Genomic DNA, 13,279 nt, shown 5'->3' on the forward strand with positions numbered 1-13,279 from the left:
GGGTCGGACGTCGGACCGGAGGCGGTGGCGGTGGCGGAGCCGGTGGCGGCGTCCGCCGCGGCGGACGGTGCGGGCGAGGTCTGGGACGTCGTCGTGGTCGGCGCCGGTCCCGCCGGGGCCTCGGCGGCGTACGCCGCGGCGACCGCCGGCCGCAGCGTCCTGCTGTTGGAGAAGGCCGAAATCCCCCGGTACAAGACCTGCGGAGGCGGCATCATCGGCCCCTCGCGCGACGCCCTGCCGCCGGGTTTCGTCCTGCCGTTCAAGGACCGGATCCACGCCGTCACCTTCTCGATGAACGGGAAGCTGACCCGGACCCGCCGCTCGAAGAGGATGCTCTTCGGACTCATCAACCGGCCCGAGTTCGACGCGGCCCTGGTCGCGGAGGCCGAGAAGGCCGGCGCGACCCTCCGTACGGGTACGGCGGTGACCCGGGTCGAGCAGCACGGTACGGCCGTTCCCGATCGGCGCACCGTCGCCGTCGTACTGGCCGACGGCGAGACCGTGCTGGCCCGCGCCGTGGTCGGCGCCGACGGCAGCGCGAGCCGGATCGGCGCGCACGTCGGGGTGGAGATGGACCAGGTCGACCTCGGCCTGGAGGCGGAGATCCCCGTACCGCGGACGGTGGCCGAGGACTGGAAGGGACGGGTGCTCATCGACTGGGGTCCGCTGCCCGGCAGTTACGGCTGGGTCTTCCCCAAGGGCGACACCCTCACCGTGGGCGTGATCTCGGCGAAGGGCGAGGGCGCCGCCACCAAGCGGTACCTGGACGACTTCATCGCCCGGCTGGGACTGGCGGGCTTCGAGCCGGCCATTTCCTCCGGCCACCTGACGCGCTGCCGCAAGCCCGACTCCCCGCTGTCGCGGGGCCGGGTGCTCGTCGCGGGAGACGCCGCCGGGCTGCTGGAACCGTGGACCAGGGAGGGCATCTCGTTCGCCCTGCGCTCGGGCCGGCTGGCCGGGGAGTGGGCCGTGAAGATCTCCGAGGCGCAGGACGCGGTGGACGCGCGGCGCCAGGCGCTGAACTACGCCTTCGCGGTCAAGGCCGGTCTGGGTGTGGAGATGGGCGTCGGCAAGCGCATGCTGAACGTGTTCGAGGCCCGGCCGGGGTTCCTCCACGCGGCGATCACGGGCCTGCGGCCCGCGTGGCTCGCCTTCGCCCGGATCACCCGCGGTTCGATGACGCTGGCCGACATGGTGCGTACGTACCCCTTGGCCCGCAAGGCCCTGCACCTGGTGGACGCCCGACAGGCGCGAGGCAACCGGAGCTGACGCCCGCGCCGAGGGCGGCCCCGGCGCCCCTTTCCGCCCCGACGCGGCGGGAGGGGGCCGGGGCCGCCCGGATCGGCTGCCCCGGGACGGCTCGCGGGGTTCGTCGGACGCGGTAGGCGCCCGGCGGTACTCCGTGCGGCGCTCCCGCCCGTACGGCCGCGGGTCGCACGACAGCCCGGGGCCGTCGCCGCGTCACTTCGTAACGGTGATGCGGAAGACGGGGTGATCGGCGGCGGCGGCCTGGAGGGTGGCGTCCGAGGACTTGGCCGTGACGCCCTGGAAGAACCGGTTGACCTCCCAGCCCCACTTCTCCAGGTAGGCGCGCAGCACGGCCGCCTTCTCCACGGGGTCCGTCAGCTCCGTGACCGTGAAGGCGCGCACCTTGCGGCCGACACGGAGTTCCCCGCCGCCCGCGACGCGCATGTTGCGCACCCACTGGGAATGGCCCCGGGCGGAGACCAGGTACTGGGCGCCCTCGTAGCGGTGCGGGTTGACCGGGATCCGCTGCATCCTGCCCGAGGCGCGGCCGCGGACCGAGAGTTCGGCCGTGCCGGCGAGGCTGATGCCGAGGCGGGCGAGCTTTCCGAAGAGCGCGTTGAAGCGGACGGCGAACGGGCCGCCTTGGGCGTAGTACGGAGCGGGCGCGTTCACGGTGGCCTCCGGCGGCGTTGGAGAGAGCGGTGCTCTCGCTCGGCACCAGTCTGCGCCGGAACAGTGCACCAGAGCAAGAGCACTGCTCTCGAAAATGTGCGGTGCTCTGGTTTTTGGGCACTGCTCCCGTTGCGTGGCACACTGATCCGCATGAGTACCGTCCGAGGAGCTCGGGAACGGGCCCGCGTCGAGGTCACCGCCGCCATCAAGGACGAGGCGCGCCGCAGCCTCGCGGCCGAAGGCGCCGCCAAACTCTCGCTGCGCGCCGTCGCCCGCGAACTCGGCATGGTCTCCTCGGCGCTCTACCGCTACTTCCCCAGCCGCGACGAGCTCCTCACCGCGCTGATCATCGACGCCTACGACAGCCTGGGCGCCGCCGCCGAGGCCGCCGACCGGACCGCCCTCGAAGCCGGAGCCCCACCCCGCGCCCGCTGGATCGCCGTCTGCGAGGCCGTCCGCGACTGGGCTCTCGCGCACCCGCACGAGTACGCCCTCGTGTACGGCTCCCCGGTTCCCGGCTACAGCGCCCCGCAGGACACCATCGGCCCCGCCTCCCGCGTCGCCAACACCCTCATCGGGATCCTCCGCTCCGCGTACGCGGGCCACGGGCTCGCCCTGCCGCCGCTGCCCGCCGGCCTGCGCCGCGAAGCCGCCCGGATGACCTCGGACTTCGCCGAGGGCCTGCCCCCCGAGGTGACGGCCGCCCTGGTCGCCGCCTGGGCCCAGCTCGTCGGGCTCGTCTCCTGCGAGCTGTTCGGTCAGTACGAGCGGGTCGTCGAGGAGCGCGGCCCCTTCTTCGCGCACGCCGCCGGACAGCTCGCCCACGGCGTCGGACTGCCCGCGGTGTGAACCGGACCGTCCGTGCCGTGGACCGGCCCGTCCGTGCCGCGACAGCCGTGCCGTGAACCGGCCCGTCCGTGCCGTGAACCGGACTGTGGTGGACGAAATCTGATGGTGATTCACATGATGGGGTGACAGATAGCTTTTCTGTTCCTCACATCAAAGTGGGTGGTTCGCCTTTCATCGACTTGCCGCACGCCTAGTGTTCCTCGGGTCGCCCCCTGCAGCCGGAGGAAAACAGTCATGGCCCCCGCCCGAGCCGTGCAGGCCCTGTACGCCGTCCTGTTGGCGGTGTTGCTCGCCGTCGCGGCGGCCGTCGTGAAGGCCGCGGCCGACGGGACCCACGCGGCCCGGCGCCCGGCGGGAACCGCGCCGCCCTCGGATGCGGCGTCCTCCCCGCCGGCGAGCCCGATCCCGCCGCCCGCCCCGAGGGTCACCCCCACGCCCCGGCCGCCCGGGGTGCGGGGCCTGGACATCGCCGTCCCCGCCTACGTCTGGTCCGACGACCGGATGCTGACCGACCTCACCGCCACCGGGCCGGCCGCCTCCGTCGTCGTCCTCAACCCCGGCAACGGCGATTCCCCCTTCGACGCGCCCTGGCGCGCCCGCGCCGATGCCCTGCGCGCCGGGGTCACCGCCACCGGGGAGCGCACGAAGGTCCTCGGGTACGTCCACACCGACCACGGCAACCGTGACATCGCCGCCGCGAAGGCTTCCGTCGACAACTACCTCGGACCCGCCGACGGCGGCGACGGCCGCCTCCACGTCGACGGGATCTTCTTCGACGTCGTCAGCCGCGACTGCGGCCCGGGCAACGCCACCCGCGACTACTACGCCGAACTGCGCCGCTACGTCCAGGAGTCGATGCACGCCGTCGACCCGAACGCCCCGGACCTGGTGGTCAACAATCCGGGCACGGCCATCGCCGACTGCTACCTGGAGCCCGGCCACCGCACCGCCGACACGTACGTGACCTACGAGGACACCTACGCGGAGTACGTGTCCGGCGGCTGGCTCGGCGGCAACGTCTTCAACGCCCGCACCGGTTACCGGGGCGGATCCGAGTACGACCCGAGCGGCACCGCGTTCTGGCACCTCGTCCACGACGTCCCGGACGAGGCGACGATGCGGGACACCCTGCGCACGGCCTTCGAGCGGGGCGCCGGCTACGCCTACGCGACGGACACCGTCATGCCCAACCCCTGGAACACCGGCCCCGCCTGGCGCTACCGAAGCCAGACCGAACACGCGGCCACCCTCGGCTGAGCGGTCCCGGCCGGCTGCGGCTCAGGTTTCGGAAGGGTCCCGTCCGTCCTCCGGCCGGCGGTGGCCGAAGCGCCACAGCACCTGGGTGACCCGCAGCAGGAACGCCAGCGAGGCCAGTACGCCGGCCGTCACCGCCAGCGCCCGGTGCGCGGCGGGGGAGAGGTCCAGGACCGGCGCCACGCCGTAGACCAGCCCGAAGACCAGGGCGGCGGCGAAGCACGCGCTGATGAAGGCGTAGCCGATCTCGACGGTGACCGCGTCCCGTTGCGCCTGTGTCCGTTGCCCCATACGGGCAGTCTCACAGCGTGCACCACGGGTGACAAGGGCCCCTCAAGGGTGTCTCCGCCGGGCCGCCGGGCCCTCGCGCCCGCAGGCCGTCGCGCCGCGCCCGAGGCGGACTCCCGCCCGCCGCCGCCCCCGCCCGCCGCCATCCCGTACGTCACCGCGTCCGTGCGTCACCACGCCCCGGCCGCCGGCCTCGGGCGGCTCAGATGCCCGCCGTTTCGCTCCACAGTCGGGCCAGCGCCACGTCACCCGTCACCCCGGGGCCCATCAGCGGGTGCCGGTTCCACAGGGCCGCGTACAACCACGCCGCTTCGCCGGTCACCTCGCAGTCCACCCGGTCGGCGGTGTCGCCCCGCACCGCGCGGGCCGGTTCCCGCGACAGGTGGACCGTCCACGCCGCGCCGGTGTCGATCGCCCGGATCCGCAGCACCCGCGGCTCCTCCGTACGCACCCGGCTGCGCGGTCGGGCGTGGAAGCCGGTCAGCAGTTCGTCGACCCCGTCCTCGGCGAACTCCGGCGTCACCGGGGAGAAGGCGATCCCCTGCGCGGCTTCCGCGTCGAAGCGGTGCACGGTCGTCTCGTGCGCCTGCCGGCGCGCCCAGAACGCCAGCGGCGAGGGCGGCGCCGTCGGCAGGAACGTCCAGCACAGGACGTCGTCCGGAGCGTGCGCCAGGGTGTCCACCAGCGTCCCGTGCCCCTCTCGGAACCAGCCGAGGAGCTCCGGCCCGGACAGTTCGGGCGCTTCCGGGAACGGCAGCGGCTCCACCTGGGAGTCGGCGACGTACCCGGTCGCCCAGCGGTGCACCGCCCCCGTGTGCCGCAGCAGATCGGTGACCCGCCACGGCGGACAGGTGGGAACCGGCGCGTCCGTACCCGCCTGCTCGGCCGCCCCGGCGAGCAGTTCGCCCTCCCGGGCCAGCGTCTCGACGTACTCGTTGATCTTCATGCCCCGGAGTCTGCCGGCAGACCGCACCATGGGGTACATGGACGCAGAACTCTTCCCGCGCGAGCGCGCCGAGATCGCCCCGGGCGCCGTCCACCTGCCGGACTGGCTCGACCCCCGGGAACAGCGCGAACTGCTCGCCGCCTGCCGGGAGTGGGCCCGGCCGCCCGCGGGCCTGCGCACCGTGCGCACCCCCGGCGGCGGGACGATGAGCGCCCGACAGGTGTGCCTGGGGTTGCACTGGTACCCGTACGGCTACGCGCGCACCGCCGTCGACGGGGACGGGGCGCCCGTGAAGCCGATGCCCCCTTGGCTGGCCGAACTCGGACGGCGCGCGGTGTCCGACGCGTACGGCACACTCCCCGAGCAGGTGGAGGAGTACGACATCGCCCTGATCAACTTCTATGCCGGCGACTCCCGCATGGGCATGCACCGCGACGCCGAGGAGCGGTCGCGGGCCCCGGTCGTCTCGCTCAGCCTGGGTGATTCCTGCCTCTTCCGCTTCGGCACCACCGCCTCGCGCGGACGTCCGTTCCGGGACGTTCCGCTGCGCAGCGGGGACCTGTTCGTCTTCGGCGGGCCGAGTCGACGGGCCTATCACGGGGTGCCGAAGGTCCTGCCCGGGACCGCACCGACCGACCTCGGTCTCGACGGGCGGCTGAACATCACACTGCGGGTCGGCGGGCTCGGACCGTAGACGGGCGTCCGGTACCTCCCGATCATGCGAGGATCCATGTCATGAACGGCAACGGGGCCCCGCCGCGGGTGGGGGACGGGACCACGGTGTCCACGGCGTCCGAAACCTCCACGACCACCACGGCCGCCATGGCCGCCACGGCGTCCACGAGGACCAAACTGGAGCGGGGCCGCGGCGCCCTCGGCCCGGCGTTGGAACTCGTCCACACCGGTCGCGCCCCGACCCGGGCCGTCCTGACGGCCGAACTCGGAGTCACCCGCGCCACGGCCGGCGCGGTCGCCGCCGAACTCGAGGCCCTCGGCCTGATCCGGGTCGACTCCCGCCCCGGCGGCGCCGGCGGCGCCCAGGGCCGGCCCTCGCACCGGCTCGCGGTCGACGAGAACGGCCCCGTGGCGCTGGCCGCACAGGTCCACTCGGACGGGTTCCGGGCGGCGCTGGTGGGCCTCGGCGGGCGGATCGTGGCCACCGCCCCCGGCAAGGTCACCGTCTCCGCCGACCCGGCGCAGGTACTCGGCGCGGTCGTCGAGTCGGGCGCCGCACTGCTCGCCGAGTCCGGGCGCCGCTGCATCGGCGCGGGTCTCGCGGTGCCCTCGGCGGTCGCCGAACCCGACGGCACCGCGCTCAACCCGCTGCACCTGGCCTGGCCGGCGGGTTCTCCCGTGCGAGCCATCTTCGCCGAGCGCGTGAAGGCGGCCGGGATCGACGGACCGGCCCTGACCGGCAACGACGTCAACCTGGCCGCGCTCGCCGAGCACCGGCACGGCGCGGGCCGCAGCGCCCAGCACCTGCTGTGCGTGGCCACCGGCCACCGGGGCGTGGGAGGGGCACTGGTGCTCGACGGACGGCTGCACAGCGGTAGCTCCGGGCTGGCCCTGGAGGTCGGCCACCTGACGGTGAACCCGGAGGGGCGGGCCTGCCACTGCGGCAGCCGGGGCTGTCTGGACGTGGAGGCCGACCCGCTGGCCTTCCTCACCACGGCGGGCCGCACGCCCGGCCCGGAGGTGTCCCTGCTCCAGCAGGCCCGCGACCTGATCCGCGGCGAGTACGCCGACCCGACGGTCCGGGCGGCCTCCGAGGAGCTGATCGACCGGCTCGGCCTCGGGCTGGCGGGCCTGGTCAACATCCTGAACCCGGACCGCATCATCCTGGGCGGCCTGCACCGGGAACTGCTCCACGCCGACCCCGAGCGGCTGCGCGCGGTCGTCGCGGACCGCAGCCTGTGGGGACGGAGCGGTGGCGTGCCGATCCTGCCGTGCACCCTCGACCACAACAGCCTGGTCGGGGCGGCGGAGCTGGCCTGGCAGCCGGTGCTGGATGACCCGCTCGGCACCCTGGGCACCCCGGCCTGAGCCGGCCCGAGCCCGGACCCACCCCGGCCCGACCCGTGTCGACGGGCGGGGGCCTGCCCGGCGGTCGGCCGTACGACGCGGGTCGGATCCCTTGGGTGCGGCGGCGGTGGTCAGCCGGGCCCGGTACCGGCCGGGACCGATACCGACAGGCCGCCCGTGAGGGCCTGCGCGTCCACGGCGACGAACACCGGCCGCGCGTGCTCTCGTACGCTCTCGGCGCTGATGACGACCGTCGCCTGCGGGCCCACCGGCGCGGGAGCGGCCCGCAGCGAGAACCAGACCATCTTGCCGGGGCCGTCCGGCTGTTCCCGTGCCCCCCAGGCCTCGCTGACGGCCGCGACGAGCGCGAGTCCCCGCCCACAGGTCTCCAACGTCTCGGCCGCCCGCAGGACGGGCAACCGAGGATCGCTGTCGTAGACCGCGACGGTGAGCCGGCCGAGCCGGAACTCGATCTCGACGGCGCACGTCTTGTCGGGCTGCGCGTGCCGGTGGACGTTGCTGAGCAGCTCGGTCACACCGAGCGCGGCCCGGTCTATGAGCGGATCGAGCTGCCAATGGCGCAATTGCGCGGAAACGATGCGGCGGACCTGACCGATCCGAGCGGGCAGGGCCTGCAGTTCGACGACGCAGTGCCTGCGGGAATGACTGATCACGGCTGCGACTCCCCGACAAGTGAGTTACGGGTGCTGCGCCCTCGGTGCATCGATGGAGCGGTGTATCGGTGCTTCGGTGAAACACCACCAGCGTCACCTACCGTGCCGCGGTCTGCAACTGAATGCGACCGAAAGCGATCGGTATGGAAACCCAAAGTAACTATTTGTGCAGGTGAGGGGGGTACATTTCGAAAGCGGGGGCCACGGAACGGACAAAGGAGCAAGGCGCATGAGTACCACCGGTACCACCGGCACGACGCCCGTGAGGACGACCGTCGACGTCGACCGCACCGACGCGGACTACCGGGCCTGGCTCAAGGAGGCCGTCCGCAAGGTCCAGGCCGACGCGAACCGCTCCGCGGACACGCACCTGCTGCGCTTCCCGCTCCCCGAGGCCTGGGGCATCGACCTCTACCTCAAGGACGAGTCGACGCATCCGACGGGCTCCCTGAAGCACCGCCTCGCCCGCTCCCTCTTCCTCTACGCCCTGTGCAACGGCTGGGTCCGTCCCGGCCGCCCCGTCATCGAGGCCTCCAGCGGCTCGACGGCCGTCTCCGAGGCGTACTTCGCCAAGCTGATCGGCGTTCCGTTCATCGCCGTCATGCCGCGGACGACCAGCCCGGAGAAGTGTCGGCTCATCGAATTCCACGGCGGGGAATGCCACTTCGTCGACGACTCGATGAAGATGTACGAGGAATCGGCCGAACTCGCGGCCCGCACCGGCGGCCACTACATGGACCAGTTCACCTACGCCGAGCGCGCCACGGACTGGCGCGGCAACAACAACATCGCCGAGTCGATGTACCAGCAACTGCGCCTGGAGCGGTACCCGGAGCCGACCTGGATCGTGGCGACCGCGGGCACCGGCGGCACCTCCGCGACCATCGCGCGGTACGTGCACTACATGCAGCACGACACCCGCATCTGCGTCCCCGACCCGGAGAACTCCTGTTTCTTCGACGGCTGGACCAACAACGACCCGCACGCCTCCAGCGACTGCGGCTCGCGCATCGAGGGCATCGGCCGACCCCGCATGGAGCCGAGCTTCGTACCCGGCGCCATCGACCGCATGATGCGCGTCCCGGACGCCGCGAGCGTCGCCGCGTGCAGGGCCCTGGAGCAGGCCATAGGGCGCAAGGCGGGCGGCTCGACGGGCACAGGCCTCTGGAGCGCACTGAAGATCATCTCGGAGATGGTGGCGGAGGGCCGCACCGGCAGCGTCGTGACGCTGCTGTGCGACCCGGGCGACCGCTACCTCGACAAGTACTACTCGGACGACTGGCTGGCGATGCAGGGCCTGGACATCACCCCGTACGCGAAGACCATCGACACCCTGCTGGACACCGGCGAATGGCGGGAACCGGCCGCCTGAGGTTCCGGTGGCCCCGCGGGGCCGTCAGCGCGGTGGGGACGTGAGGCGGGCGTCCAGGGCGCGGACCGCCCTGCGGAAGGAGTGGCCGAGGCCGGGGCGGGCCGCGGACAGGGCCAGCCGGAAGGGCGCCGGGCCGTCGGCGGCGAAGGTCCAGCGGACCAGCGTCCCGCCGGTTCCACCGGTGGTCCCGGTGGCGGCGGTGGCGGCGGTGTCGGCGGCGGTGTCGGCCGGACCGGGGCCGACCGCGGTGAGGTGCCATTCCTCCAGCAGGGCGCGCACGGCCGGTGCGTTGGTCTCGTCGACCCGGTAGGCGTAGCGCCGCCCCGGGTCCGCCGCCATCACCGTCTCCTGGAAGCGGATCCCGCCGACCAGTCCGATCTCCCGGCCCGCGCCGTCCCTCGTCGGCCGGGCCAGCGTGACCGCCCCGAACCACTGCGGCCAGCCGGTCACCTCCTGCGCCAGCGCCCGGTACACGGCCTCGGGCGGGGCGGTGGCCCGTGCGACGAAGACCAGGCGTACCGGGGCGGTCTCGGTGAAGTCCAGCCCCACGGGGCGGAGTCGACGGGCCATGGCGTTACTACCCCCTACAGCGCGGTGCGATCGGTACGCTCCGGGCGGTGCGTACCGCGCGTCACCCTAACCGGCGGCCCGCCGGATGTCCGTACCGGTACACCGGTGCTGTCCGTCCCGGCACACCGGCACGTCCGACCGCTCCCGAAGCCCGACCGCCCGAAGCGCGGTTCAGCGACGAGCGGTTCAGCAGGGCGCGGCCAGGGCCGGCAGGTCCTCCGGGAACAGCAGGGTGAGGTCGTCGGTACTGGGCTCGGTCAACTGCGCGACCCGGCCCGCGTGCCGTTCCACCATCGACTCGAAGGTCTGGCGCGCGGTGCGGCCGTTGCCGAAGGCAGGCCCCTTGGGCAGTTCCGTGAAATAGGCGAGCAGCGCCTTCGTGGTGCCCTCGCCGAGCCGGTACTCGTGCTCCTCCGCCTGCTGTTCGACGATCCGCAGCAGTTCCCCGGGCCCGTAGTCGCCGAAGGTGATGGTGCGGGAGAAGCGCGAGGCGACACCGGGGTTGACCGTCAGGAACCGGTCCATCTCGGCCGTGTACCCGGCGACGATCACCACCACCGCGTCCCGGTGGTCCTCCATCAGCTTCACGAGGGTGTCGATCGCCTCACGGCCGAAGTCCCGCCCCGAATCCTCCGGGGCCAGCGCGTACGCCTCGTCGATGAACAGCACCCCGCCGCGCGCCCGGTCGAAGGCCTCCTGGGTGCGGATCGCCGTCGACCCGATGTGCTCGCCGACCAGGTCCACCCGTGACACCTCGACGAGGTGGCCCCGCTCCAGCACGCCCAGGGAGGCGAGGATCTCCCCGTACAACCGGGCGACGGTGGTCTTGCCGGTGCCGGGGGAGCCCGTGAAGACCAGGTGGCGGCGGACCGAGGCCGCCTTGAGCCCGGCCTGCTGCCGTCTGCGCCCGACCTCGATCATGTCGGTGAGGGCGCGGACCTCCCGCTTGACGCTGTCCAGTCCCACCAACGCGTCGAGCTGCCCCAGCACCTCGCCCGACTCCCGCGAGGCGACCTCGGGCTCCGGCGCCTCCGGCAGGTCGGCGGGCCGCGCCGCGGGCACCAGGCCCGCCGGTGTCGTGCCGCCCTGCGCCGCCGTCACCGTACGGATCCCGGCCTGCGCCCCGGAGGGGGCGCTGCCGGCCGCGGACCGGGCGGCCAGTCGCGGACCGGACTCGTCGCTGGTGCACCCCTCGGCCTGGGGGCCGTCCTCCGCGAACTCGTAGCCCCCGCGCGCGCAGCGCTCGGTGTGGCAGGTCGTGAGCGTGGTGCGGCAACCGTCGATGACGTGGAAGCCGAAACCGGAACTGCCCGTCACCCGGCACGACCGGAACGTGCCCCGGCCGCCCGCCGACACGTAGAACCCCGCCTCGGTCGCGTTGTTGGCCGTGCACCGCTCCAGCGACGGGTCGGCGCCCTTCGTGACGATCACGCCCGTCTGCACGCCGTCGATCGTGCAGTTGGCGAGGGTGCCGCCGCTGCCGTGGTCGCGGAACCACGCCCCGGTGCCCGCCTCGCGGATCCGGCAGTCGTCGACCTGCGCGGTGGCGCCGTCGCTCACCGAGACCGCCGTGTTGCGCACCTGCGAGAGATCGCTGTCGACCACGTCGACGCGCGAACCCCGGTCCAGTACGAACAGCGCGTCCGGCACGTCGTGGACCCGGCAGGAATCCAGGGAGGCGGTGGCCCCGTCACTGACCCACACCGCCGGGTAGTCGCCCGTGCTGTCGTGGATCTCGCAGGACTCGGCATCGACCCGGGTGCCCGGATCCCACACCGACAGGCCGTTGCGCCCGAACCGGCGGACCGTGGTGCGGCTGAGCGTCAGCACCGAACGGGACCGCAGGTCGACGGCGTTCTCCGGAATGTCGTGGATGTCGCAGCCGGCCAGGGTGAGGACGGCATCGGTGTCGAGGGTGACCCCGTCGGCCGAGGTGCGGTGCACCGAGCAGTCGGTGAGCCGGGCCGCGGCCCGGGCCGCGATCTGCACCCCCGCGCCCTTGATCTCGTACACCTCGCAGCCCAACGCCTCCAGGCCCGAACCCTCACCGGTGACGCCGATGCCCGCGCCCGTGGCGTGGTGGATCCGGCAGCGCTCCAAGCGGGGGTGCCCGCCGCCGCGCACCGACACCCCGGCCTGCCCGGCGGCGACGACCTCGCACTCCTCGAACACCCCGCCGCCGCCGTCCGACACGGAGATGCCGACGCCGGCCGGGTTCTCCACCGTGCACCGGCGCACCAGCGGACGGGCGCCGCCGCGCACCTCGATGCCCGCGGCCGAGCGGGTGCTCACGCGCAGGTCGGTCAGCTCGGGGGAGCCGTCCTCGACGAGGACCGCGGGCGCCGCCCGGTCCGCCCCCTCCACGTACAGGTCCTGGATCACGGCCGAGGCGCGCACCGTCAGCGCGACCCCGTCGAGCGGCGCGATCCGCACCGAGCCGATCGCGCTCCCCTCGGACCCGCGCAGCGTGACGGCATGGTGGAGGACCAGGTTCTCCCGGTACGTGCCGGGGGCGATCGACAGCACGTCGCCGTCGCCCGCGACGGCGAGGGCGGCGCTCAGCGTCGGATACTCACCCGAGCGGCGCCGCCACCGCGAGGCTCCGCCGTGCGTGACCTGGACCGTGCCCTGAGCCATGGTGCTGTCGTGCCCCCACCCCGTGTATTCGCGCCGCCGGAGCGGCCGAAGTGAATCAAGTCGTTCGAAGCGGCTGAAGCGATCCGAACCGGCTCCGCCCCACCGTAGCGCGCGCGGGGCCGGCGAGTTGCCAGGTCAGCTGCCCGCCCCCGCCCGGCCCCAGTCCGGCCCGGCCGCCGCCCACGCGCGGTCCAGACGCAGGTACCGCCGATGCATGAGCCGACGTACGACCAGGCGCCGGACCGTCTCCACCAGCGCGCCCGCCACCAAGGCGGCCGCGAGCCCGGCCAGACCGGCGTGGACGGAGGCGGCGGACGGATCGAGCGGCTGCCCCACCAACCGCCCCCGGATGTCGGTCCATATCCGGAACCGCTCGCCGGGGACCGGCGGTTCCTCGGCGGCCGGGACCGTCCCCTGATGGCTGCTGCCGTCGGGAGCGGTCCAGGCGGCCACGATCCGACTGCGCTCCGGGGACTGCCGCTGCGCCGACGGATCGGTCGACGCCCCGGCGGGCGGTTCCGCCGCCGGCCGGACCACCACGGCCGGGACCAGGTAGCGCTCGTGGCGCTGCTCCCGGGCGGCCCGCTGGAGCGTCCCGTCCACCCGGAGCCCCGCGACCGCGCCGACGGCCGGAGCCACCAACAGGACGCAGACCAACGCGGCGAACGCCACCCACGCCTCGAAGAGATCGGTCCGCCGGCGCAGCGGATTGCGCCGCCAGCGCCACACACCCATTGCTGTCCGCAC

General features: G+C 73.6%; 13 protein-coding genes. 6 read left to right on the top strand and 7 right to left on the bottom strand.

Annotated elements, in window-relative coordinates; translation table 11 throughout:
* The first annotated feature begins 42 nt into the window (after positions 1-42).
* Positions 43-1,269: a geranylgeranyl reductase family protein gene (locus tag ACFY0I_RS08730; protein ID WP_388892790.1), complete on the top strand. Its 1,227-nt coding sequence runs from the start codon at positions 43-45 to the stop codon at positions 1,267-1,269.
* A 192-nt stretch (positions 1,270-1,461) separates the two neighbouring features.
* Here the strand turns inward: ACFY0I_RS08730 and ACFY0I_RS08735 are convergent, their stop codons facing one another.
* Positions 1,462-1,920 (bottom strand): nitroreductase/quinone reductase family protein, encoded by a 459-nt coding sequence (locus ACFY0I_RS08735; protein ID WP_388892128.1) that lies wholly within the window; start codon positions 1,918-1,920, stop codon positions 1,462-1,464.
* Positions 1,921-2,070: 150 nt separating this feature from the next.
* Here ACFY0I_RS08735 and ACFY0I_RS08740 point away from each other — a divergent pair, with 150 nt between their 5' ends.
* On the top strand, positions 2,071-2,769 hold the full coding sequence (locus ACFY0I_RS08740; protein WP_388892131.1) for a TetR/AcrR family transcriptional regulator: 699 nt from the start codon (positions 2,071-2,073) through the stop codon (positions 2,767-2,769).
* Positions 2,770-3,003: 234 nt separating this feature from the next.
* Entirely contained in the window at positions 3,004-4,026 is a 1,023-nt protein-coding gene (locus tag ACFY0I_RS08745; RefSeq protein ID WP_388892134.1) for a spherulation-specific family 4 protein, read from the top strand.
* A gap of 21 nt (positions 4,027-4,047) precedes the next feature.
* Here the strand turns inward: ACFY0I_RS08745 and ACFY0I_RS08750 are convergent, their stop codons facing one another.
* Together ACFY0I_RS08750 and ACFY0I_RS08755 are read right to left on the bottom strand one after the other, a co-directional pair.
* Positions 4,048-4,314 carry a DUF6332 family protein gene (locus ACFY0I_RS08750; RefSeq protein WP_388892137.1) on the bottom strand — a complete coding sequence of 89 codons (267 nt, stop codon included), beginning with the start codon at positions 4,312-4,314 and terminating at the stop codon, positions 4,048-4,050.
* 199 nt (positions 4,315-4,513) lie between these two features.
* Positions 4,514-5,257 carry a maleylpyruvate isomerase family mycothiol-dependent enzyme gene (locus tag ACFY0I_RS08755; protein WP_388892140.1) on the bottom strand — a complete coding sequence of 248 codons (744 nt, stop codon included), beginning with the start codon at positions 5,255-5,257 and terminating at the stop codon, positions 4,514-4,516.
* A 37-nt stretch (positions 5,258-5,294) separates the two neighbouring features.
* On the opposite strand from ACFY0I_RS08755, the gene ACFY0I_RS08760 reads away from it, so the two are divergent.
* A complete protein-coding gene (locus ACFY0I_RS08760) occupies positions 5,295-5,951 on the top strand; it encodes an alpha-ketoglutarate-dependent dioxygenase AlkB family protein (RefSeq protein WP_388892143.1) in 657 nt (218 codons plus the stop codon).
* Positions 5,952-6,079: 128 nt separating this feature from the next.
* Positions 6,080-7,300, top strand: a complete 1,221-nt coding sequence (locus tag ACFY0I_RS08765; protein WP_388892792.1) for an ROK family protein — start codon at positions 6,080-6,082, stop codon at positions 7,298-7,300.
* 110 nt (positions 7,301-7,410) lie between these two features.
* On the opposite strand, the gene ACFY0I_RS08770 is transcribed toward ACFY0I_RS08765, so the two are convergent.
* Entirely contained in the window at positions 7,411-7,953 is a 543-nt protein-coding gene (locus ACFY0I_RS08770; RefSeq protein WP_388892146.1) for an ATP-binding protein, read from the bottom strand.
* A 229-nt stretch (positions 7,954-8,182) separates the two neighbouring features.
* Here ACFY0I_RS08770 and ACFY0I_RS08775 point away from each other — a divergent pair, with 229 nt between their 5' ends.
* A complete protein-coding gene (locus ACFY0I_RS08775; RefSeq protein WP_388892149.1) occupies positions 8,183-9,325 on the top strand; it encodes a PLP-dependent cysteine synthase family protein in 1,143 nt (380 codons plus the stop codon).
* A gap of 24 nt (positions 9,326-9,349) precedes the next feature.
* Here the strand turns inward: ACFY0I_RS08775 and ACFY0I_RS08780 are convergent, their stop codons facing one another.
* From ACFY0I_RS08780 to ACFY0I_RS08790, 3 genes are all read right to left on the bottom strand, one after another.
* Positions 9,350-9,895, bottom strand: a complete 546-nt coding sequence (locus tag ACFY0I_RS08780; RefSeq protein WP_388892152.1) for an SRPBCC family protein — start codon at positions 9,893-9,895, stop codon at positions 9,350-9,352.
* Positions 9,896-10,081: 186 nt separating this feature from the next.
* Complete coding sequence (locus tag ACFY0I_RS08785) at positions 10,082-12,532, bottom strand: right-handed parallel beta-helix repeat-containing protein (protein ID WP_388892155.1); 2,451 nt, start codon at positions 12,530-12,532, stop codon at positions 10,082-10,084.
* A gap of 135 nt (positions 12,533-12,667) precedes the next feature.
* Entirely contained in the window at positions 12,668-13,279 is a 612-nt protein-coding gene (locus ACFY0I_RS08790) for a hypothetical protein (RefSeq protein ID WP_388892158.1), read from the bottom strand.

The organism is Streptomyces sp. NPDC001568 (assembly GCF_042893755.1).
GTDB lineage: Bacteria > Actinomycetota > Actinomycetes > Streptomycetales > Streptomycetaceae > Streptomyces.

Excerpts from the sequence above, each read along its gene's own strand:
- ACFY0I_RS08750 (WP_388892137.1), bottom strand. The coding sequence starts at position 4,314 with ATGGGGCAACGGACACAGGCGCAACGGGACGCGGTCACCGTCGAGATC.
- ACFY0I_RS08775 (WP_388892149.1), top strand. The coding sequence starts at position 8,183 with ATGAGTACCACCGGTACCACCGGCACGACGCCCGTGAGGACGACCGTC.
- ACFY0I_RS08780 (WP_388892152.1), bottom strand. The coding sequence starts at position 9,895 with ATGGCCCGTCGACTCCGCCCCGTGGGGCTGGACTTCACCGAGACCGCC.
- ACFY0I_RS08745 (WP_388892134.1), top strand. The coding sequence starts at position 3,004 with ATGGCCCCCGCCCGAGCCGTGCAGGCCCTGTACGCCGTCCTGTTGGCG.
- ACFY0I_RS08785 (WP_388892155.1), bottom strand. The coding sequence starts at position 12,532 with ATGGCTCAGGGCACGGTCCAGGTCACGCACGGCGGAGCCTCGCGGTGG.
- ACFY0I_RS08765 (WP_388892792.1), top strand. The coding sequence starts at position 6,080 with ATGGCCGCCACGGCGTCCACGAGGACCAAACTGGAGCGGGGCCGCGGC.
- ACFY0I_RS08760 (WP_388892143.1), top strand. The coding sequence starts at position 5,295 with ATGGACGCAGAACTCTTCCCGCGCGAGCGCGCCGAGATCGCCCCGGGC.
- ACFY0I_RS08755 (WP_388892140.1), bottom strand. The coding sequence starts at position 5,257 with ATGAAGATCAACGAGTACGTCGAGACGCTGGCCCGGGAGGGCGAACTG.
- ACFY0I_RS08740 (WP_388892131.1), top strand. The coding sequence starts at position 2,071 with ATGAGTACCGTCCGAGGAGCTCGGGAACGGGCCCGCGTCGAGGTCACC.